10 protein-coding genes are annotated in these 23,407 nt (G+C 72.1%); 8 read left to right on the top strand and 2 right to left on the bottom strand.

The window, feature by feature from the left end:
• Positions 1-8 precede the first annotated feature (8 nt).
• The gene (locus ABZ477_RS07705; RefSeq protein ID WP_360130399.1) at positions 9-782 is read right to left on the bottom strand and encodes an SDR family oxidoreductase; all 774 of its coding nucleotides are present in this window, start codon (positions 780-782) and stop codon (positions 9-11) included.
• An 80-nt stretch (positions 783-862) separates the two neighbouring features.
• Here ABZ477_RS07705 and ABZ477_RS07700 point away from each other — a divergent pair, with 80 nt between their 5' ends.
• Together ABZ477_RS07700 and ABZ477_RS07695 are read left to right on the top strand one after the other, a co-directional pair.
• Positions 863-1,345 carry an Rrf2 family transcriptional regulator gene (locus ABZ477_RS07700; RefSeq protein ID WP_360130396.1) on the top strand — a complete coding sequence of 161 codons (483 nt, stop codon included), beginning with the start codon at positions 863-865 and terminating at the stop codon, positions 1,343-1,345.
• A gap of 143 nt (positions 1,346-1,488) precedes the next feature.
• Positions 1,489-8,472 carry a hypothetical protein gene (locus tag ABZ477_RS07695; RefSeq protein ID WP_360130393.1) on the top strand — a complete coding sequence of 2,328 codons (6,984 nt, stop codon included), beginning with the start codon at positions 1,489-1,491 and terminating at the stop codon, positions 8,470-8,472.
• Positions 8,473-8,478: 6 nt separating this feature from the next.
• On the opposite strand, the gene rlmN is transcribed toward ABZ477_RS07695, so the two are convergent.
• Entirely contained in the window at positions 8,479-9,744 is a 1,266-nt protein-coding gene (gene rlmN, locus ABZ477_RS07690; protein WP_360130390.1) for a 23S rRNA (adenine(2503)-C(2))-methyltransferase RlmN, read from the bottom strand.
• 192 nt (positions 9,745-9,936) lie between these two features.
• On the opposite strand from rlmN, the gene ABZ477_RS07685 reads away from it, so the two are divergent.
• From ABZ477_RS07685 to ABZ477_RS07660, 6 genes are read left to right on the top strand one after another with little or no spacing between them, the layout of a single operon-like run.
• A complete protein-coding gene (locus ABZ477_RS07685; protein WP_360130387.1) occupies positions 9,937-13,689 on the top strand; it encodes an adenylate/guanylate cyclase domain-containing protein in 3,753 nt (1,250 codons plus the stop codon).
• Positions 13,686-20,777: a hypothetical protein gene (locus ABZ477_RS07680; protein ID WP_360130384.1), complete on the top strand. Its 7,092-nt coding sequence runs from the start codon at positions 13,686-13,688 to the stop codon at positions 20,775-20,777. Before ABZ477_RS07685 ends, ABZ477_RS07680 begins: the two co-directional genes overlap by 4 nt.
• Positions 20,774-21,337 carry a Pycsar system effector family protein gene (locus tag ABZ477_RS07675; protein WP_360130381.1) on the top strand — a complete coding sequence of 188 codons (564 nt, stop codon included), beginning with the start codon at positions 20,774-20,776 and terminating at the stop codon, positions 21,335-21,337. Before ABZ477_RS07680 ends, ABZ477_RS07675 begins: the two co-directional genes overlap by 4 nt.
• A gap of 39 nt (positions 21,338-21,376) precedes the next feature.
• Complete coding sequence (locus ABZ477_RS07670) at positions 21,377-21,856, top strand: GNAT family N-acetyltransferase (RefSeq protein WP_360130378.1); 480 nt, start codon at positions 21,377-21,379, stop codon at positions 21,854-21,856.
• Between the two features lie 13 nt (positions 21,857-21,869).
• The gene (locus ABZ477_RS07665; protein WP_360130375.1) at positions 21,870-22,733 is read left to right on the top strand and encodes a hypothetical protein; all 864 of its coding nucleotides are present in this window, start codon (positions 21,870-21,872) and stop codon (positions 22,731-22,733) included.
• Between the two features lie 27 nt (positions 22,734-22,760).
• Positions 22,761-23,402, top strand: coding sequence for a LysE family translocator (locus tag ABZ477_RS07660; RefSeq protein WP_360130372.1), 642 nt, complete (start codon positions 22,761-22,763; stop codon positions 23,400-23,402).
• Positions 23,403-23,407 lie beyond the last annotated feature (5 nt).

Below are 23,407 nucleotides of genomic sequence, written 5' to 3'. Positions count from 1 at the left end.
TGCCGTCCTCAGCGCGCCGCGACCCCGGACGCCGTCGGCACCTGTGCCGCGAGCCACTCGTCGAGCGTCAGCTCGTCGATGATCGCCTCGCCGACGGGAACCAGGCTCGCCTTGCCGACTTCCCGGCCGAAGTATCCGACCGTGTCGTCCTCGACGACCCGGCGCTCGTCGCCGGCCGCGTGGAGCACCCGCGACACGACTTCGCCGATAGGGGCGCGCTCGGGACCCGCGACCTCGATCGCGCCCGCGGGAGCAGCGACGGCCGCGTCGGCGACCGCTCGCGCGACGGCCGCGGAGGCGATGGGCTGCATGGGCGCCGGCGCGACGCGCACGACGCCGTCGACCGTGCTCGCATCCGCGATCCCGGCCAGGAACTCGAAGAACTGCGTGGCCCGCACGATCGTGAAGGGCACGCCGCCCTCTTTGATGAGCCGCTCCTGCGCGACCTTGCCGGCCTGGTACCCCTTCGCGTCGGGGTCGCGGTCGACGCCCACGATCGACAGCGCGACATGGTGGCCGACCCCCGCGCGCTTCTCGGCGGCGAGCACGTTGCCCGTCGCGGTCGTGAAGAACGACACGACCGCGGCCTCGTCGAACGCCGGCGCATTCGTGACGTCGACGACGGCATCCGCTCCCGCGAAGGCCTCGTCGAGCCCCGTGCCGGCGATGCTGTCGACACCGGTCGACGGCGATGCCGCGATCGCCTCGTGCCCGCCCTCGCGCAGCCGCGCCACGACCTGCGCGCCGATCAGTCCCGTCCCACCCAGCACCACGATCTTCATGTCCACTCCTAACTCGGATATATGTTGTCCGAGTTCAGGATACTCGGATAGGCACTGTCCGAGTCAAGTACCATCTGGGCATGAGGATGTCGGGCGGCGTGGAGTGGGCGGTGCACTGCTGCGTCGTGCTCACGGATGTCGAGCGCCCCGTCCCGGCCGCGACGCTCGCGAAGCTGCACGACGTATCGATGACGTACCTCGCGAAGCAGATGCAGGCCCTCGCCCGCGCGGATCTCGTCCGCTCGGTGCAGGGCAAGGCCGGCGGCTACGTCCTGACCCGCTCCCCCGACGACATCACGGTGCTGGACGTCGTCCTCGCGATCGAGGGCCCCGAGCCGCAGTTCGTCTGCACCGAGATCCGCCAGCGCGGGCCCCTCGGCACGCCCCCGGAGGACTGCCGGACCGCCTGCCCCGTCGCGAAGGCGATGCTCAAGGCCGAGGCGGCGTGGCGCGGTGCGCTCAAGGAGGTGTCGATCGGCGATCTCGTGCGCGAGGTCGACCGCAGCTCGGGCAAGGACGCCCTCGCGACGATCCGCGCGTGGTTCGGCGGCGACGCCGCCTGACCACCGGCCGCTGACCGTCGCGGACCGATTCAGCCGCATGCATGGCGCGCGGGCACGGGTTCTGCGATATTTCTCCCACCGGCGCTCCCGCGCCTTCCCTCGTCGCCGCGGGCCGAAGGCGCCTCTCCAAGGAGGTGCGGCACATGAGTGTGCTGTCCACTCGGCTCGCGAATGCCGCTGCGATGACCGCGACCGGCACGCTGTTGGCCGCGAGCCTCGTCGCGATCGCGCCGTCGGCGACGGCTGCCGTGATCGGCCCCGAGGCCGAGTTCTTCACCGTCTCGCAGTCGGCGGCGGGTGCGGCATCCCAGCCCTTCCTGACCCCGGACAGCCAGCGCGTCCTCTATACGTCGACGGCGTCCGACCTCGTGAGCGGAGACGGCAACGGTTTCGCCGACGTGTTCGTCTCGGTGGCGATCGAAGGGTCCGACGATCCGTTCTCAGGAGCGCCGTCACTCGTCAGCCGCCCCGACGATTCGCTCGCCGACGTGCTCGCGAACGGTGCGAGCGGCGAGCCCGTCGCGAGCGCCGACGGGCGGTACGTCGCCTTCTCGAGCGCTGCGACGAACCTCGTTCCGGGCGGTACGACCGCCGGCCGCACGCACGTGTACGTGCGCGACACGAGGCTGGGCACGACGTTCCTCGCGCAGGGCGCCGCCGAGCCGGACGGCTCGTCGCGCGCTCCGGACCTCAGCGACGACGGCCGCTATCTCGTGTTCACGTCGGCGGCGACGAACCTCTCGGCGGCGTCGGACGTCCCCGACGCGAACGGCGTCGACGACTCGTTCGTCGTCGATCTGGACCCGGACGGCGACGGCGTGCACACGGCGGCGATGACGGTCAGTCGCGCCTTCGGCTTCAACTCGATGGATTCGGGCAGCCACGACATCGTGATCAGCGGGAACGGCTCGATGTTCGCGGCGCTGTCGAGGAACGTCCCGTCCGATCCGCACACCGAAGAGGAGCTCTCCGTCGACTGGCTCTTCCGCGCTCCGCGCACCGACCACGACGCGTTCATCCTGATGTCCCGCGACGTGCGCGACGTCTCGATCGACACGACCGGCTCTGCGATGGCGTTCGTCAAGGACCATGCCTGCAACGACAAGCCGACGGTCATGGCTCTCATGGTCAGCACGAACATCCGCTTCCAGGTCGCGCTCGGCACGATCTTCGTCGAGGACCGCAACGGCGAGGTCTGGGATCCGTCCATCTCCGCCGACGGCAGCACGGTCGCCTGGACCACGACACGTCCGGAGTTCAGCTTCGACGGCGAGAGCCCGGCCCTCGAGCATCCCGTCGTCCGCAGCCAGCGCGTCGGCTGGTGGGATGCCGAGGGCAGCGGCGACGCCTTCCAGTGCAGCGGCATCCGGGCCGGCGACTGGGTCGACGTGGCCGAGGGCGCCCAGGCGTCGCTGTCGGCGTCGGGTCGCACGATCGCGTTCGCGACACCCGACGCGACACCGCCCGCCGTCCGCGCCGTCGACACCCACTCCAACGAAGGACTGTCCGTTTCGAGCGCCGACGGCAGCATCGTCACGCCGGGTTTCATGACGTCGGTCGCGATCTCGGACATCCCTGTGTCGTCAGTGCGGGACTATTCCGCGGCCATCGCCGGCGCCCCCGTCTATCGGCTCCCCGTCTACCGCCTACCCGTCTATCGCCTGCCCGTGTACCGACTGCCCGTGTACCGCCTCCTCGTCGAGGACTCGCCCGTGTATCGGCTGCCCGTGTATCGGCTGCCGGTCTACCGCCTGCCCGTCTACCGGCTGGACCTCCCCGGCGGCTGGACGCAGATCCTCGAGGGCACGCCGTACGGCGGCGAGCTCGTGCAGACCGTCACGCTCGACGTCGTCCTCGCCTGGGCCGCCGACACCCTCGCCGACGGTGCGACGCCGACGCCGGAGGAGCGCGCAGCGGCCGAGCTCATCCAATCGCTCACGCTGGGCGACGTCGGCCTGGACGACAGCGGCCTGGACGGGCTCACGATCGCGTCCTATGTGCTCGGAAGCGCGCCGCTCGCCGAGATCCCGCTCGGCGGGGCCGGCGCTCCTCTCTCGCAGTGGCAAGGGCTGCTTGATCGCCAGGGCCTCGACCTCCCGCTCGACGGCGAGACGGCGCTCGCCGACGCCGATGCGGCCGGGCTCGACGTCTCGCACTCGGGCATCGAGGCCGTGCCGCTGCGCGACCTGCCGATCGACAAGACGCTCTTCGGCTATCTGCGCGTCGTGACGGACGACCCGAGCGTCCCGGGCCACGGCCTCTTCCTCACGGGAACTCCACTGGGCGACCTCGATGTCACGACGCTCGATGACGCGGCGCGCCAGGCGCTCTTCGGCACGCCGGACGTCACGGGCACGCTCGCGGCGCCGTCGACGCCGATCCTGCAGAGCGCGACAGTCGCCGACCTCGCCCGCGGCGTCCCCGGCGATGTGACGTTCGGCACCCTCCTGCTCTCGATGCTGGACACAGAGAACTACCCGTGGGAGCAGATCGACCCCTCCTCGATCGACCCCTCCCTCGCGAGCTCCTCGACGAGCGGTCAGTCGTGCACAGGGAACATCCGCTGCTCCATGACGGCGTCGTTCGCCTTCACCTTCGACGCCGGCCCGGGTGATCCGACGACCTACCTCGCGCCGACAGCATCCGTGACGACACCCGCGGGAACCACGGTGCGGCGCGCACCGGGCTCCGACACGCTCCTGGTCGGCGCGGCCGGCTCCGGGCCCGGGCTGTCGTTCTCCGGCGAAGATCTCTATCAGGGCCCGCTGCAGCTGGACGGCCGCCTGGTGCGGATCCCGCTCCCCGACACACGGGCGGGCACCGTCATCCAGTTCACGACGGCCTTCACCGAGACGAACCAGCCCGGTGCGGGCCGGTCCACGGCAGAGCTCACAAGCGGCGGCCTGACCGCGACGGAGGAGCTCTTCAACGACGCACCGCTGAGCACCTTCGACGACCCCACCCGCAATCTGGTGGCCGGGCAGCCGCAGGTCCTCCACAGGATCACCGAAGGAATCCTCTACTACGAGTGGATCTCGCCGCAGTGGATGGGCATCGACGACGAGGGCAACCCGAGCCTGGGCCCCGCCGAGGACGCCGACTACTACGGCGTCGACGCGCCCGCACCCGGCGAACGCCTCGTCATCTCGACGAACGGCAGCGACGGTCAGATCGCGCTGTCGCTCTACGCCCCGACGACCGACTCGGCGGCGACCCTCGGCGTCGCGGACGCGGGGCCCGCACCCGGCACCGCGGTGACGGAGCAGAGCGGGCAGGGCAGCCCCGCCGAGGCGGGGGCGGATGCGGCGAGCGAGCTTCCCGGTCAGACCCTCGTCGACCAGGCCGTCGTGCGCGGCGACGGCGCAGCCGAGGTCGAGGCGGCCTCGACGGCCGCGTCCGGCGGCGACACCCTCGTCCTGCGCGTCACGAGCGGGAACGGCAACCCGAGCTCGTCGCTGTACTCACTGCGCGTGCGCTACCTCCCCGAGCCCGCGGAGACGACATGCCTGCCGTACGCGCCGCCGCAGGTCGGGGTGCAGGGGACGAACGACCCCGTCACCGACGCCACCAATACGCTCTACCTCCTCGACACGCAGCGTTACGGCGAGCGCTACGGCGCTGCCGCGGCCGAGTCCGTGCGCGCCTCGCTCGCGTCGCTCACCGGCACGGGGACCGTCGGCGCGGGCACGGTCCAGGGTGCCGTGCTCTCGGTCGACTCGGACCCCGACGTCCGCGCGGCGCGCGCCGCGCTCGATGCGAACCCGTGCTCCATGGCCGCGCGCGGCGCGCTGACCTCGGCGATCAACCGCTTCGTGTCGCAGGCGATCGAGGGCCACCGAGACCAGGTCGCGTCGGTCGTCGTCGTCGGGGGCGACGACGTCCTCCCGTTCGCGCCGGTGGCGCAGAACACCGCCCAGTTCACCGAGGCGAGCCACGCCGGAGAGCTCCGGCTGCTCTCGCCGCTCGCGGGAGGCTCCTGCCCCGACGGCGTCGCAGCGGGGGCGCCCGACCCGTGCGAGACGCCTCTGTCGGCGGCCGCCCGCGGCTCGTTCATCCTGAGCGACGATCCGTACGGGCTCGCAACGGCCTACCGGACCGCCGGCGGCCACCTCTACGTGCCCTCCGTGGCACTCGGCCGGATCGTGGGCGACGAGACCGAGATCGCAGCGGTCGTGTCGCGGTTCATCGATTCCCAGGGCGTGCTCGCCGCCGACTCGACCGCGACCGCGGGCTACGGCGCCTGGAGCGAGCTGCCGGAGAAGGTGACCTCGGCGCTGGAGTGGCGCTCACCGGCGAACGAGACGTTCCCGGAGGAGCCTGCGACGTGGACGAGCGAGCTCATCGAATCGACGGTCTTCCCCGCGGCCGGGCAGAGCGCGCGCCTCGTGTCGATCAACACGCACGCCGACGAGTCGCGCATGCTTCCGGGCGTCCCCGGTGCGCACAACGGATCCTTCTCCGACGCCGACCTCTTCACGGCGGGCGGACGCACCGGTGCGGCGCAGCTGAGCGGAGCGCTCGTGTTCCTCATCGGCTGCCACGCGGGAAACAACCTCCCCGACGGCTACTACGGCGCGGGCGCCGAGGACTGGGTCGACGTCTTCTCCTCCGCGGGCGGGTACGTCGGCAACACCGGCTACGGCCTGGCCAACAACACGACGACGGCCCTCAGCGAGCGCCTGCTCGCGCTGTACGCGGACTGGATCGGGGTCACGGTCGGCGATTCGACCGTATCTGCCGCCGGCGCGCTGACCTACGCGAAGCAGTCCTACCTCAGCGGGCTCGGGTCGTACACGGGCTACGACGAGAAGGTGCTCATGGAGGCCGTCTACTACGGACTCCCGATGTACTCCTTCGCGCCGGCGGCCACGGCCAAGTCCGCACCGCTTCCCGGAATCCCCGACGACCTGACGGATGTCGCGACCGATGGCCTCCTGACGGCGTCGCTGTCACTGAACCCCGTGTTCACGACGACGTCCGCGACGGACGCCGACGGCCGCACCGTCCAGGTCACGACCGCCGACGGCCAGGACCCGCTCGCCGTCGCGGGGCAGCCGATCCTGCCCCGGATCGTGTCGCAGCTCAACACCCGGCCGGACGGCCTCCTCCCCCGCGGCGCCGTCATCACGGCCCTCACGTCCGTGACCGAGCCCTACACGCCCGCGATCGCGGAGCCCGGCGTCGGGGTCCCCGAGACGACGGCGACGCGCACCGGAGTCGCGTTCCCCTCGACGTTCGCGACAGTCACGACGCAGGACACCCCGTCGGGACTCGTCGACCTCCTCGTAGTGACCCCCGCGCGGATCGTCGCGCCCGCCGGCGGGACCGGCACGATCGACACCTTCACGTCACTCGAGCTCGACGTCACGTATGGCCACGCCTCCTCGACCGACTCGACCGCGCCGGCCCTGCTGTCCGCCGACCTGTCGGGGCGGGGCGGGGTGCTGGCCTTCCGTGCGAGCGACGGCGAGGGCGGTTCGGGCGTCCAGCGCATGGTGCTCCTCGTGCAGCCCGAGGGCGAGAACGCATGGCAGCGCGTCGAGGTCGCACCGCCCGCGGGCGACGACGGCGAGTGGACCGCCCCCGTCCCTCCGACGACGTTCCGCTGGATTCTTCAGGTGATCGACGCAGAGGGCAACGTCACGACGGAGTCCTCCCGCGGTCACCTGACCCGCGCGAATGCGCCGGCGCCCGAGCTCTCCGACCCCGGCGAGGATGTGACGGTGGATGCCGGCACCCGCGTGGCGCGAGCGCTCGACCTCTCCGGGGTCCAGGCCGGCGACCAGCCGACCGCGACCGTGCGCGTCTCGACGCCCGACGGCGAGATCGTCTCGACCGGTCCCGCGGCGGTCGTGACGGGGGACGACGGTGCGACGCGCATCGTGACGGACCCGCTGTTCACGACGCCCGGCACCTTCGTGGTCGACGTCTCGGCGTGCATCGGGACGGTGTGCGACGCCGCGTCGTTCGGCGTCACGGTGCGCCTGGGCAACCGCGCGCCTTCGACGACGGCCCACCTCTCGTCCGACCACGACCCCGTCGACCCCACCGCGACGCTCACCGCGAGCGCGACGGGCGTCGACCCCGACGACGACCCGGACGGGCAGGACAACGGGAACGTCGGCTTCAGCTACGTCTGGACGCGCAACGGCGTGCCGCTGTCCAACCCCGGCAGCGACCCGCGCGTCCTCTCGCTCGCCGGCATCGCGCAGCCGGGCGACGAGATCGCCGTCCAGGTCACGCCGTACGACTCTCAGGGACAGGCGGGCCACATCGCGACAGCATCCGTGTTCGTGACCATCCCACCACCCGCCCCGGCCATCACGGCGAGCACCGGCACGTACGTCTCCGGGACGTGGAGCCGGTCCCCCGTGACCGTGACGTTCGAGTGCACGTCCGGCGTGCTCGTGACGACGTGCCCGGCGCCCGTGACCGTCTCGGCGGACACGGCCGCCGCGGGGCGCGAAGTGTCGGGAACGATGACGGATGTGCTCGGCCGGCAGGCGACAGCATCCGTCGTCGTCAAGGTCGACCGCACCGCGCCGGTCCTCGCCCCCACCGTCACGCCCGATCCGGTCGCGCAGGGCGCGACCGCGGTCGCCGCACCGAACGCCTCGGATCCCCTGTCCGGCATCGCCTCCCAGTCGTGCGACACCCCGTCGACCGCGACGGCCGGCACGAAGACCGTCGCGTGCCGCGCAGCGGATGTCGCGGGCAACGTGGCCTCGGCCTCCGTCGCGTACACCGTGAAGGCTCCCGGGGCCCGCACGTGCCTCGGCGTCGCCGATCGGCAGGCGCTAACTCCCTACAACGCCGACGGCTCGAGCGTCTTCCTCCGCCACTCCGGCGTGCCCCTCGTCTTCCGCGCGTGCGACGCAGCCGGCCGCTCGATCGGGACGAAGAAGTTCGTGAAGGGCGTGGTGCTCGTGTCGTCCGGGGCGCTGCCGGCCGGGGCGCGGATCAACGAGCTCTGGTACCCGCCTGTGCCGGTGTTCAAGTACTCGAAGGCGTTCGGACTGTGGACGGGGACGATCCCGACCGCGAAGCTCGCGTCCGGGAAGCTCTACACCTACCGGGTGCTGCTCGGCGACGGCACGTCGTTCACGGTGACGTTCGGCGTGCGCTGAGCCCTGTCAGTCCTCGAGCGGCGTCTCGGCGGCGACCCGCTGGTCGTCCTCCGTCGCGACGAGCTGGCCGCACGCGCCGTCGATCTCCTTGCCGCGCGTGTCGCGGAGGGTCGTCGGAACCCCGGCCTCGTTGAGGCGCCGGACGAACTCGTTCTGCGCCGCCTTCGTGGACGACGTCCAGATCGAGCCGGGTGTCGGGTTCAGCGGGATGGGGTTCACGTGGACCCAGCCGCGACCGCGCGCATTCAGCTTCTCGGCGAGCAGGTCGGCGCGCCATGCGTGGTCGTTCATGTCCTTGATGAGCGCGTATTCGATCGAGACGCGCCGTCCGGTCTTCTCGAAGTAGGCGCGCGCGGCGTCGAGCGCCTCGTCCACCTTCCAGCGGGAGTTCACCGGGATGAGCTCGTCGCGCAGCTCGTCGTCGGGTGCGTGCAGCGACAGCGCGAACGTCACGGGGATGTCCTCGTCGGCGAGCTTGCGGATCGCGGGCACGAGGCCCACCGTCGAGACGGTCACGCCGCGCGCGCTCATGCCCAGGCCGTGCTTCTTGTCGGTCATGACGCGGACGGCCTGCATGAGCCGCGCATAGTTCGCAAGCGGTTCGCCCATGCCCATGAAGACGATGTTGGTGACGCGCTCGTCGGGATGCTCGGCGGGGCCCAGGCCGCCCTCGCGGATGAGGCGGTTGGCGCGCACGACCTGCTCGATGATCTCGGCGGCCGACATGTTGCGGGTGAGCCCCGCCTGGCCCGTCGCGCAGAAGGGGCAGTTCATGCCGCAGCCGGCCTGCGACGAGACGCACAGCGTGATGCGGCCGGGGTAGCGCATGAGGACGGACTCGACGAGCGCTCCGTCGTGGAGCTTCCACAGGAACTTGATCGTGTCGCCGCGATCGGTCTGCAGGCGCCGCACCTCCGTCAGCAGGGGCGGCAGCATCCCGTGCACGAGTTCCTGCCTGCCCGCCGCGGGAAGGTCGGTCATGAGCGCCGGATCGTGCGTGTAGTGCTCGAAGTAGTGCTTCTCGAGCTGCTTCGCGCGGAAGCCCGGCATCCCGAGCTCCTTGACCTTCTCGACGCGCTCCTCGGGTGTGAGGTCGGCCAGGTGCACGGGCGGCTTGCCGCGCTTGGGGGACGCGAACTGCAGGAGCGGCCGGCCCTCGGCATCCTTCTTCTGCGTCCATCCCTCGGTCTTGGGACGGACCTGGAGGACGGGGGTGTCTGCGGGCGCGGTCGCGGGACGCGCCGAACGGGCAGGGGGGCGCGTCGAGGTCATGCCTCCAGGGTAGGCGACGCGCCTGCGCGAACGCTGGTGGGGCAAGGGATCTCCGGGCTGTGAAAGCGGTATGACCCATGGCGGGTCCCGCGCTTTCGTGAGAGTCTTCTCATCACCGAACGCGGCTGGGTCATCCCCCGAAACGGCCAGGAGCGCGCGTCCCCGAAGGAGGGTTGTCAGCTGAACGCGCATGTGACGGCGTCGGCGCTGAGCCCCCGCCTCCTCCACGGGCTCGACGACGATGCGGAGCAGACGCTCCGCATCGCGGGGACGGCTGTCGTCATCGACATCTCGGGGTTCACGACGCTCTCGGAACAGCTCGCCGCAGCGGGGCGCGAAGGCACGGAGCAGCTCATCGCGACGCTGTCGCGGATCTTCACGGTGCTCCTGCCCGTCTCGGACGACGGCGGCGACGTCGTCAAATTCGCCGGGGATGCGCTGTTCGTCCTCTTCACGGGTCCGGATCACGCACGCCACGCGGCCCACTCGGCCTGGAACATGAACAAGGTCCTCACCGCGATCGGCGACATCCACCTGCCCGCCGCGCGCGCGAAGCTGCGCATGTCGGTGGGCGTCCACAGCGGGACCTTCGAGTTCTTCCTCACGGGCGGCGACAACACGTCGGTCGTCCTGACCGGGGGCGACACATCGCGCGTCATGGCGCTGCAGAGCGCCGCGGACGCCGGGACGATCCTCGTCAGCGACGAGACGGCGGTGCTCCTGCCCGCGTCGCAGGTCACGAAGGAGGAGTCCGCGCCCGGCGCGCGGCGGCTCGTGAAGGGCGGCTCGGTCGCATCGGCGTCGCTCATGGCGCTCAGCGTCGGACGCACGACCGCCGCCGACCGCTTCCTGCCACGGGCCTTCGCGCAGCGCCCCGATCTGCTCGCGTCCGAGCCCGACCATCGCTGGGCCGCGATCGCCTTCGTGCAGGTCTCGGGCGTCGCCGACCGGCCGGACGACGAAGACCTCGAGCACATGGACCGGCTCACGACCCTCGTCGAGACGGTCGCCGCCGACACGGGCGTGACGCTCCTGGACGTCGACCCGGCCACCGGCGGGTACCGCTACTTCCTGACGGCCGGTGCGCCGACCACGGCGGAGGACCCGGAGGGGCGCCTCATGACGGCCGCGCTCCGCATCGTGCGCCAAGGCGGTGGCCGCTTCGCCGTGCGCGCGGGCGTGACGTCGGGCCGGATCTTCGCGGGCTTCGTCGGCGCCATGTACCGCCAGACCTACACCGTCATGGGCGACCCCACGAACCTCGCGGCACGCCTCACGGCCCGCGCCGAGCCGGGCACCGTGCTCGTCGCCCGCTCGACGCTCGAGCGCACGAGCCGCTCGTTCGAGAGCACGGACGCCGGGACGATCTCGGTCAAGGGCAAGACCCAGCAGATCCCGGTCGCCATCGTGACCGGGCATGGCGGCGCGACGAGGCTCGCGGCGCAGCAGACCCCGTTCGTGGGACGGCGCGCCGAGCTCGACCGCATCCGCGAGCTGCTGACGGATGCCGCGGAGGAGCGCGGCGCGACGCTCACGCTCGCGGGCGCCGCCGGCATCGGCAAGACCCGCCTCCTCGAGCACGCCCTGGCCGAGACCCCGCTCGCGGTCCTGCGCGGCTACGGAGACCCGTACGGCGCGACCACGCCGTATCGCACGATGCAGACCGTGCTGCGCCCTCTCCTTCGGATCGCGCCCACGGCGACGCCCGCGGAGGCCGGCGAGCGCCTCCGCGACGTCGTGGAAGGGCACTTCCCCGACCTCGCGCCGTGGCTGCCGCTCATCGCGCCGGCGGTCGGCGCGGACGCGGCGGACACCCCCGAGGTCGATGCGCTCGATGCCGCATTCCGAGCCGAGCGGGCTGCCGAGACGGTCTCGACGTTCCTCGCGGCGCTGACGACAGCACCCGGCTGCCTCGTCGTCGACGATGCGCAGTGGGTCGATCCGGCCTCGTCGGCGGTGCTCGCGGACCTCATCTCGCGCGACACGCGCCACGCGATCGTGCTCGCGCGGCGCCCGGGGCCCGAGGGTCTCGGACCGCTCGGCGAGACGCTCGAGATCGAGCCGCTCGACGGCGACAGCATCCGCGACATCCTGGAGGCCGTCGCGGGGCGGAAGCTGCTGCCGGCGGACGCACGGCCTCTCGTCGCGCGCGCGGAGGGCAACCCGCTGTACGCGATCGAGCTCGGCTCCGGCCTCGCGTCGGGGGCCGAGGCGCTCGCGATCGAGGAACTCATCGGCGAGCGCATCGACGCGCTGTCCGAGGCTGATCGCACGGCGCTGCGGCGCGCGTCGGTGCTCGGCACCCGGATCCCGCTCGGCCTGTACGTCAAGTGCGTCGGCATGCCGCTCATCTCGGGCGGGCTGGCCGCGTTCCTCGAGCTCGGCGCGCAGGAGGTGAGCTTCCGCAGCGAGCTCTTCCGCGACGTCGCATACGGGCAGCTCACGTTCCAGGTGCGCCGCGAAGTCCACCGCATCGCCGCGACCGCCATCGAGGCCGACGCCAAGCTCGGCGGCCCGAGCGCCGATGTCATGCTCGCGCGCCACTGGGAGGAGTGCGGCGAGTGGGCAAAGGCGCTCGAGGCGGGCCGCCGGGCCGCCGCGAGCGCCGAGAAGTCCTTCGCGCTCGAGGAGGCCGTGCGCGCCTACCGCGGCGCCGTCGAGGCGGCGCGGCGCAACCCCGACTCCGCGGACGACCTGCCCGAGCTGCTGTCCGCCCTCGGGCGCGTCAGCATCGCGGGCGGCTGGGCGCAGGAGGGACTCGAGGCCTTCTCCAACGCCCGCAAGCTCGTGACCGATGCGATCGAGCGCGCCCGCATCGACCGCGAGCGGGCCTACGCGCTGAACATCCTCGGCCGTCCCGCCGAGGCGGTCCGCACGCTCCGGTCGGCCCGGCGCGCCGTGAGCGGCTCGGGCCACGCGGGACGCGCCGTCCTGGCCGCGATCGCGGTCACAGAGTCCGGCCTCCGGCTCCGTCAGGGCAAATGGGCCGAGGCGAAGCGCCTCGCCCTGGACGCGATCGAGCTCATCGAGGACGTCGCCGAGACCGACACCGAGAAGGGCGTCCTCGCCGACGCGATGCGATACCACGACATCGCGGCGAGCGAGCTGGCCGGTGACGAGGGGATGCTGTACCTCCAGCGCGCCCTCGACCTCTACGACGCGACCGGCGACGAGCTGTCGAAGTCCAAGATCATGAACCTCATCGGGGCGCGCTCGTACTACCGCGGCGAGTGGACGCTCGCGGCGACGCTCTACGCGCAGGCGGAAGCGGCGGCGGAAGCGGCCGGCGACGTCGTCGGCGCGGCGATCGAGTCGGCCAACGTCGCCGAAGTGCTCGTCGATCAGGGGCGCGTCGACGAGGCCCGCCCGCTGCTGCGCGACATGATGCGGGTCTTCGAGGCGTCCGACAACCCGTACCTGATCGCGATCGCGACGACGTTCACGGCCCGCGGCCATCTGAGGTCCGGTGAGCGGGATGCTGCGCGCGAGGCGTTCGCGACGGCCGCCGACCTCTTCGCCTCGCTCGAGGACAACGACTGGTCGCGCGAGAACCGCGTGCGCCTGGCCGAGACCGAGATCGACGACGGCGAGTTCGAGGCGGCGCGCGCGATCGTCGAGGCGATCGATCCCGCGGAGGCGGGCCCCGTGCGCAGCCGCCTCCTGCGCCAGAGCGCGCGCCTCGCGGCGCTGGACGGCGATCTGCCTCGCGCGCGCGAACTCGGCGAGTCGGCGATCGACGCCGCCGCAGCCGTGCCGTTCGAGAAGGCGCTGTCGATGGCCCTCCTCGCGCGCCTGGCAGGAGCGGACGACCCCGACGCGGACGCCCTCCGAACCGACGCGCGCTCGATCCTCACCGACCTCGGACTCGTCGACGTCGACGATGTCCTCGCCGCCGGCGACACCGGCGCAGCCCTCCCCGTGGAATCAGCGAAGGTGACCCGATGACCTCCGCCCGCTCATCGTTCGCGGCATCCGTCGCGGTGGCAGCCGTCGTGCTCGCCGGATCGATCGTCACCGTCGCCCCCGCGGAGGCGGCGCCTCTGGCCGACGGCGCCGAGACCTTCGAAGTCGCGAGCACCGTCCCCGGCGACATCGACTCCCTGTTCATGACGGCGGACGCCCAGCGGGTGTACTACTCGTCGGACCTGCTCGATGTCATCGCGGGAAATGCCGACGGCGTCCGTGACGTCATCGCCGAAGCGGCCGTCCCCGGCTCGGCGGACCCCTTCTCGGGTTCGCCCGTCCTCGTGAGCGTGCCGGACGGCCCCGTCGGCGACACCCGTGCGAACGGCGCGAGCACCGACCCCGTAGCGAGTGCCGACGGTCGCTATGTCGCCTTCGTGAGCGGCGCGACGAACCTCGTCCCCGAGGCCGGCACGCCGGGCCGCACGCAGATCTTCGTGCGCGACACGCTCCTGGACCGCACCTTCCGCGTCTCCTCCCCGGGCGTCGAGCCCGACGGCTCGTCGTACGCGCCCGACATGAGCGACGACGGGCGATACGTCGTCTTCACGACGGACGCCGCGAACCTGACCGCCGGCGACGCCAACGGCGCGCGGGATGCCGTGCTGGCCGATCTCGATGCGAACGCGGACGGCGTCCACGGCGATGTCTCGATCACCCGCGTCGCGTCGGCCGTATCGCTGGAGACGGGATCGCACAACCCCGTCATCAGCGGCGACGGCTCCACCATCCTGTTCCTCTCGCGCAAGCCGGCCGATTCGGCCGCCGCACCCGCCGAGACGGACTACCTCCAGCTCACCGCCCGCGGTGCGACCACGGCCAGGGTCATCGCCGACGAGGCCTCGTCCCCGTCGATCGACTCTGCGGGAACCGCGTTCGCCTACCTCGACGCGACCCGCTGCGGAGGCGTGCCGACCGTCGCGGCGGGCATGCTGAGCGCCGGCATCCCGTACACGATCGGGCTGGGCCAGCTCCGGGCCGACAACCGGTCCGGGTGGGTCGACGAACCGACCATCTCGAACGACGGCAGCACCGTCGCGTGGACGACGACCGTGCCCGAGTTCGACTTCGGCAACGGCGGCGTCCCCGCACCCGAGCTCGCCGACCCCGTCGTCCGCATCGAGCGGGTCTCCTGGTACGACGCGATGAACGGGACGGACCAGTGCGAGGGCTCGGGCGTCAAGATCGACGAGTGGCAGGATGTGGCTCCGGGCGGCGCACCGGCCATCTCGGCATCCGGACGCACCGTCGCGTTCGCGTCGGCGGATCGGGATGCTGTCACCGCCGTGGACCGCCACACCAACGACGGCATCTCGGTCACGAGCGTGCAGGGCACCCTCGTGACACCGGGCTACATGTCGCAGGTCGACACGTCGACGCTCTCGGTCGCCGCGCTGCGGGACGCCGCGGGGGCCATCGCCAACGCCCCCGTGTACCGGCTTCCCGTGTACCGGCTGCCCGTCTACCGGCTCCCCGTCTATCGCCTGCCCGTGTACCGGCTCCTCATCGACGACTCGCCGGTGTACCGGCTGCCGGTCTACCGGCTCCCCGTGTACCGGCTGCCCGTCTATCGCCTCGACCTCCCCGGCGGCTGGGCGCAGATCCTCGAGGGCAGCCCCTACGCCGGCGAGCTCCTGCAGTCCGTCACCCTCCACGAGGTCCTGACCTGGGCTGCCGACACGCTCGCCGATCAGCAGGCGACGGATGCCGCGCGCGCGAGCGCCGAGCGGATCCAGTCGCTCACCCTGGCCGACATGTCGCTCGACGGCAGCGGCCTGGCGGGCCTGTCGATCGCGTCCTACGTGCTCGGCAGCGCGCCGCTCGAGCACATCCCCCTCCCCGGGCAGGAGGACACCCCGATCGAGAACTGGCAGGCGCTCGCCGAGGGCCAGGGGATCGGGCTGACCATCACCGGCGAGACTCTGCTCGCCGAGCTCGACTCGGCGGGCCTGGACATCGCCCGGTCGCGGATCGACGAGATCCCGCTGCCCGACCTGCCCTCCGACGAGACGCTGCTGTCCGAGGTTCTCGTCACGTCCCTCTTCCTCGAGGGCACGCCGCTCGGCAGCCTCGACGTCGAGCGGCTGAGCCCGCAGTCGCGGGAAGCGCTCTTCGGCACGTCCGACGTCGGCGGCACCCTCGCTGCCCCGACCGCACCCCTCCTCGAGTCGGCGATCGCGAGCGATCTCGCGAAGGGCGCCCCCGCCGACGTCACGTTCGGCGCGCTCCTGCTGTCGCTGCTGGATCTGGCGAACTACCCGTGGGAGCAGATCGCCGCAAGCGACATCGGCCCCGAGAACGCCGCGCAGGACACGCCCGGCTACGGCTGCACGGCGAACGTCCGCTGCGACTACCGCGCACCGTTCCGCTTCACGTTCGACGCCGGCCCCGGCGAGGCGACGGACTACGTCGCGCCGACAGCATCCGTCACCCTCCCGGCGGGCACCGTGCTGACCCAGCTCTTCGCGAAGGGCTCGGGCCCCGGCGCGCTGTGGGACTACGGCGACCAGGAGTTCTCGGGTCCGCACTCGACGACGGGCCGCCGCGTCGAGGTGCCGCTGGCCGACCAGCAGGCGGGCACGGTCTTCGAGCTGTCGCCGTGGTTCTCGGGCACGAGTCAGGTCGGCTGGTCGTCGGCCGAGGCCGTCCTCACGACGGGCGATCTCGAGGCGACCGGGAACCTGGCTGATCTCGCGCCGCTGGACTCGTGGGACGACTTCAACAACAACTACGTCGACGGGCAGTGGCAGGGCGATCCCAAGACGCTGCAGGCGGGCCGGGTGTACTACGAGTGGCTCTCGCCGTCCTGGCTCGACAACGACGACTTCACGGGCGCGAACATCCACTCCCCCGTCTCGGACGACGAGGACTACTTCCTCGTCGACGCTCCGGAGCCCGGCCAGCGACTCGTCGTGTCCACCAACGCGATGGACGGCCAGATCTCGCTGACGCTCTACAGCCCGTCCGCGCAGGCCGCGACCCCGCTCGGCGTGCCCGACGCGGGAGCGGCGGCCGGCACGGGCGTCGCGGAGCAGGCGGGCTACGGCGCGCCGGCGCAGGCGGGCGCCGACACGGCCGCGGAAGTGCCGGGCCAGACCGTCGTCGACCAAGTGGTGGTCCGCGGCGGCGACGCGGCGCACGTGGAGGCGGCGTCGACGGATGCTGCGCAGGACGACCAGCTCATGATCCGCGTCGCGAGCGGCAGCGGCGCCCCCAGCGAGTCGCTCTACTCGCTGCGCGTGAGCTACGTCCGGGACGCGCCGGAGAAGCAGTGCACCCCGTGGACACCGCCCGCGACCGCCGACCCCGCCGATCCCGGCATCATCGGCTTCACGGACGTCGTGACGCCCGACACGAACACGATCTACCTCTTCGACGAGAAGCGCTACGGCGACACGTACGGAGCGGCGCAGGCCGCCGCCGTCCGATCGGCGCTGCGCGTGCAGCTCGACGGCGAGGGCAAGCCGGGTTCGACGGTCTCGGGTGCCGTCCTGTCGATCGACGACTCCGAAGCCGTCCGCGCGGCGCGGACCACGCTCGATGCGAACCCGTGCTCCCTCGAGGCGCGCCGCGCGCTGTCTACCGAGATCAACCGGTACGTCGCGGCGCAGGTCGGCGGCGAGCGCGAGCACATCACGTCGGTCGTGATCGTCGGCGGCGACGACATCATCCCCTTCGCGCCCGTGCGCGAGACGACGTCGCAGTTCACCGAGAGCGGCCACGCCGCCGAGCTGCGGCTCACGTCGCCGCTCGGCGGGCCGGTGGACGATCCGTGCCCCGCCGACATCCCCGAGGGCACGGCCGACCCGTGCGAGACGCCCCTGTCGGCCGCCGCAGCCGCGAACACGATCCTCAGCGACGACCCGTACGGCCTCGCGACGGCGTACGAGACGCTCGGGGGCTACCTCTACGTCCCGTCGGCGGGGCTCGGTCGCCTCGTCGAGACGCCGGACGAGATCCTCGCGACGATCGGCCGCTTCGCCGAGGCCGACGGCGAGCTCGACGCATCGGGCAACCTCCCCGCCGACTCGACGGTCACCGCGGGCTACGGCGCGTGGAGCAAGCTCCCGCAGGAGGTCACGGCCGCCCTGGCCTGGCGTTCGGGGCAGAACCAGCAGCTCTCGGGCGAGTGGACCGCCGAGGTCATGGATGACGCGATCTTCCCCGAGGGCCAGGACAGCCCGGCTGTCGTGTCCGTCAACACGCACGCCGACGAGCGGCGCATGCTCCCCGGACTGCCCGGCGCGGAGGAGGGCCGTTTCGAGGACTCCGACCTGTTCCTCGCAGCCGACCACGATTCAGCCGCCTCCCTCGCGGACTCGCTCGTCTTCCTCATCGGATGCCACGCCGGCAACAACCTGCCCACGGCCTACTACGGCGACGTCGCCGACTGGGTCGACGTCTTCTCGTCGGCGGCCGGCTACGTCGGCAACACGGGGTACGGCCTGGCCAACGACACGACGAACGCGCTGAGCGCCCGGCTGCTCTCCCTCTACGCGTCGTGGATCGGCGTCGAGACCGACGCCTCCGCGGTCACTGCGGCGCAGGCCCTCACGTACGCGAAGCAGACCTACCTCGGCGGGCTGGGGCTCTTCTCGGGCTACGACGAGAAGGTCCTGATGCAGGCCGTCTTCTACGGCCTGCCGATGTACACCTTCGCGGGCCCGACCAAGAGCGCGCCGCTGCCCGAGCTGCCCGAGGGCCTCACGCCCGTCGAGGTGGGCGCGGACGGCGTCTCGACGGCCTCGCTGTCGCTGACACCCTCCTTCGAGCCGGTGACCGCCACGGGCTCCGACGGCGTGGAGCGGACCTACCTGACGGCGGACGGACAGGAGCCCGCCGTCGTCGCGGGCCAGCCGATCCTGCCGCGCATCGTCTCGAAGCTCGACGAGGCACCCGCCGGTCAGAAGGCCCGGGGCGTCCTCCTCACGGGACTGACCTCGACCTCCGAGACGCTCGATCCCGCGTTCGGGACGCCGAGCGTGGGAACGCCCGACCCGACGCAGCCGCGCGGAGACGTCGCCTTCCCCTCGTCGTTCGCGGGCGTCACACGGCAGGACACGCCCGACGGCCCCATCGATCTGCTCGTCGTGACGCCGGCGCGAGTCGAGCTGCGGGGGACGGGACAGGGCCGCATCGAGAGGTTCACGCAGCTCGACCTCGAGGTCGTCTACGGCGACGCCGCGTCGACCGACGAGACGGCGCCGCTCGTCCGCTCGGTCGAGCCGGTGTTCGGCGACCTGAAGTTCGACCTCGACGGGACGGGTTCGGAGGTCAAGCGCGTCGTGCTGCTCGTGCAGCGCGAGGGGCAGACGGTGTGGGAGAGCATCCCGGTGACCAAGCCCGTCTTCGGCACGACCTGGTCCGCGTCTCCGGACGAAGGCCCGTACCGCTGGATCCTCCAGGTCGTGGACGCCGCCGGGAACGTCGCGACCGAGACGCAGCGCGGGCACCTCGAGCCGATGGGCGCCGCCGCCCCTGCCCTGAGCGGCATCGGCGACGACACGGCGCTCGTCGCAGGCCAGAGCCTCGCGCGGACGGTCGAGGTGACGGATGCCGCTCCCGGCGAGCGTCTCACCGCGACAGTCGAGATCGCCGAGTACCAGGAGCCCCAGGCCGTCGACGGCGAAGAGCCTCCCGCCGATGCCGTCCCCGCGGGCGCGGTCGTCTCGTCCGCGGTCATCCCCGTCTCGACGGGCGACGACGGCGTCACGCGCGTGCCGGTCGACGTGGAGTTCCCGACCCCGGGCAGGTACGTCGTCTCGCTCGACGTCTGCCGCGCCGCGTCCTGCACGACGGAGTGGTTCGTCGCGGACGTCGACACCCCCGACCACGCGCCGACGGTGACCCTCTCGCTCCTGGCCGACACGAACCCCGTCGACACGAAGACGGTGCTGACCGCCGATGCCGAGGGCACCGACCCGGACGGCGAGGACGTCTCCATCGCCTATGAGTGGTTCCGCAACGGCGTGCCGATCCCCGTCTACGTCGAGACGCTCGACCTCGACGGCATCGCGGAGGCCGGCGACGTCATCTCGGTCACGGTCACGCCGTGGAACGACGCGGGCACAGGGCACGCGGCATCCGCCTCGACGCTCGTCGTCGCGGCCCCCGAGCCGCCGCCCGGCCCGACCATCACGGCCACCGCGACGACCGCGTCGGGCGACCCCTATGTCGAGGGCGTGTGGAGCCGGACTGCCGTCACCGTCGAGTTCGAATGCACGGCGGGCGCGCCGCTCCTGCAGCCGTGCCCGGCGCCGCAAGTGGTCGACGAGGACACGACGCCGATGGGCGTCCAGGTCACGGGCACCGTGACCGACATGCTCGGCCGCACCGAGTCGGCGACGGTGCTCGTCCGCGTCGACAGGACCGCGCCGGTTCTCGCCCCGACCGTGGAGCCGCGCAAGATCGTCGTCGGCACGAGCGGGACCGCGAAGCCGAACGCGACGGATGCCGCCTCCGGCGTGGCATCGCAGTCGTGCGACGTGCCGCGGCCCACGAAGCCCGGGCGGACATCCGTCACGTGCCGTGCGACCGACGTGGCCGGAAACACCGCCACGGCGCAGGCGTTCTACATCGGCAGCCCCAAGGCGCCCCCGCACACGACACCGCCCTCGAACCCGAAGCCCACGCCCACGCCCACGCCGTCCCCGCGGCCGCCTCAGACCAGCACGGGCGGAGGCTCGACGGGCGCCGTCATCCCCCTCCTCCCCGGCGTCGACCTTCCCGACCGCCAGGCGCTCGGCCCCGTCGCGGCCGACGGATCCAGCGTGTACGCGCGCGGCTCCGCGGTCCCGATCATCTTCCGCGCGCACGACGACGGCGGCGAGGCGATCGGCACGCCCGGCTACGTGGTGGATGTCGTGCTCGTCTCGTCTCAGGACCTGGATGCCGGGGCGTCGGTGAACGAGGGGTACTTCGTGGCGTTCCCGTTCGTGTACGCCGAGGCCGCCGAGGTCTGGCTGGGGACGATCCCGACGGCCGATCTCGCCGGCGGCACGAGGTACACCTACCGCGTCGACCTCTCGGACGGCACGTCGTTCACCGTTACCTTCGGAGTGAGCGGATGACCGTCGCCGACGAAGGAGCGCCGATGCCCGAGGACACGACCGCGCCCGGCGACGGAGCAGAAGGCCACGTCGATCGGACGCACGAGCTGGCGGCCGAGATGCTCGGCGAGGTCATGGTCGAGATCGACCGCGCCGACCAGAAGGCGTCGCTGCTCATCGGCAGCCTCGGCATCGCGTTCAGCATCGTGCTGAGCGGGATGCTGGGCGGCAGCTGGTCGCCCGCCTCACTCGGCGCGATGGGCGTCACGCTCTGGACCGTCGGGGGCGTCGCAGCCGCGGCATCCGTCGTCACCGCCGCGCTCGCGGTGTGGCCGCGCCTGAGCAAGGGCCCGGGCCCCGGCGCCATCACGTACTGGGGCCAGATCCGCGGGATGTCCTCACCCGAAGCCGTCCAGGAGGCGCTCGCGGAACGGGGGCTGCTGCCACCCGAGCGGACGTACCAGCAGCTGCTCGTGCTGTCCTCGGTCGCGCAGCGGAAGTACCGCGCCATCCGGCAGTCGATGGTCCTCGCGGGGATCGCCGCGGGCGTCGTCGTACTCTCGTTCTTCATCATCGTCTAGAGCCGCCCGCTGAGGTCGTCCGAGGGCTAGCGTGGAATCGTGAGCGCTGTCGACGTCGCCGTGCGCGACATCCGTGTCGAGGACGCCGGGGAGGTCCTCACGCTGCAGCGCGCCGCCTTCGTGCAGGAAGCGCTCATCTACGGAACCCCCGACATGCCGCCGCTCACGCAGAGCCTCGACGAGCTCGCCCATGAGCTGCGCGAGAACCTGGGCCGGGTCGCGCACGTGGGGCCGCGCATGGTCGGCGCCGTGCGCGCACGCAGGGACGGCGCTCTGCTGCTCATCGGCCGCCTCGTGATCGCGCCCGACCAGCAGGGCAAGGGCATCGGCTCACGCCTGCTCGCCGCCGTCGAGGAGCGCGGGCGCGACGCCGGGGCCAGCGAGGCCGAGCTCTTCACGGGGTCGCTCTCGGACGCCAACCTCCGCCTGTACGAGCGCGAGGGCTATGTCGAGACCCAGCGGGTGCCCGGCGACGACGGCATCGAACAGGTCTTCCTCCGCAAGCGGCTGGTCTCCTGATGGGGCGGGAGAGATGGATGACGCGACCCGCGCCGAGCTCGCTGAGCTGAGGCGCCGAGCCTTCGGCCTCGAACCCGACATCGCCGACGATCCCGCGGCGATCGATCGGCTCGTGCAGCTGGAAGGACTCGTGCTCGCCGAGCACGCGGCATCCGCGCCCCTCCATCCGGAGCCGGCAGTCGCCGTCGATCCGGTCCCGGCGGACGGCGCGCTCGCCGGCGTCGGCGTGCGGCAGTCCGTCACGGCGCCACCTCGCCCCGTCGTGCCGCAGCCGGTCGCGGCAGGGGCCGACCCGGTCGAGCAAGCGCCGGTCCGGCAGCGGCGCGCTCCGCGCCGCGACGGGTGGGGCTACGCGCTCGTCGCGGCGCTCGTCGCGACCGTCGTCGTGCTCCTGAGCCCTGTCGAGCCGCCCCCGCCGAGCAGCGCCGAGGTCACGATCGAGACGACGCGCTCGGCGTACACGTTCGCGCGCGACAGCGATGCCGAAGTGCTCGTCCGCGTCCCCATCGACGGGTGGTACGGGGTCGACAACAGCGAGCTCACGCCCGAGGACATCCCGCCGTTCCGGCCCAGCGGCCCCATCGAGTGGGCCTCGCATCTGGGCGAGTACTACGGGTGGGACCTGTGGATCGCGGGGGCTGAAGGCGCGCTCCAGGACGAGCAGTGCATCCTCGTGATCCGCGGCGCCGTCGCGAAGAGCCGCTGCACCCCCGCGTACCTCCGTCCCTACACTGCGCTCGTCGTGTCGCTGCCGTATCGCTTCATCGAGCCGCACGAGCGCCCGCCGGGCTTGGTCCCCGGGCGACGCATCGGCTTCTGGTGGGCCGAGGACGATTCCGTGACGATCCTGATGGGTGCGACGCCCGAGGGGGGCTGAGCGGGCGCAGGGCACTATCGTTTCAGCGTGGTACCGCTGGAGAACCTCCTCGCCTTCACCCTCGCGGCCGTCGTGCTCATCGTGATCCCCGGCCCGAGCGTCCTGTTCACGATCGGGCGCGCGCTCGCGCTCGGCCGGATCGGCGGCCTCCTGAGCGTCCTGGGCAACGCCCTGGGGCTGCTCCCCGTCATCGTGGCGGTCGCCCTCGGGGTCGGCGGCATCGTGGCGCAGTCGGTCGTCCTCTTCACGATCGTGAAAGTCGCGGGAGCCCTCTACCTCATGTACCTCGGCGTCCAGGCGATCCGCCATCGCACGCGCACCGCCGAGACGGCGACCGGCGGCATCCCTCCCCGCTCGCACTGGCGACAGCTCGGCGAGGGCTTCCTCGTGGGGATCACCAACCCCAAGACGATCGCGTTCTTCGTCGCCGTCCTGCCGCAGTTCGTCGACCTCGAGGCGGGCATGGTTCCGCTGCAGATGATCGAGCTCGGCCTGGTGTTCTTCGCGATCGCGCTCATCTCCGACGCCGTCTGGGCGCTCGTCGCCGCGGCGGCGCGCGACTGGTTCGCCCGCTCGCCCAGGCGCATCGCGACGCTCTCCGCCACGGGCGGCGGCCTCATGATCGGCCTCGGCGGCATCCTGCTCTTCTCCGGCAACGACCGGCACTGACCGGC

This window comes from Microbacterium sp. NPDC019599 (assembly GCF_040632175.1).
Classification (GTDB): domain Bacteria; phylum Actinomycetota; class Actinomycetes; order Actinomycetales; family Microbacteriaceae; genus Microbacterium.
Note: the sequence above shows the minus strand (reverse complement) of the source record. Positions and strands in the feature narration are given on the sequence as shown.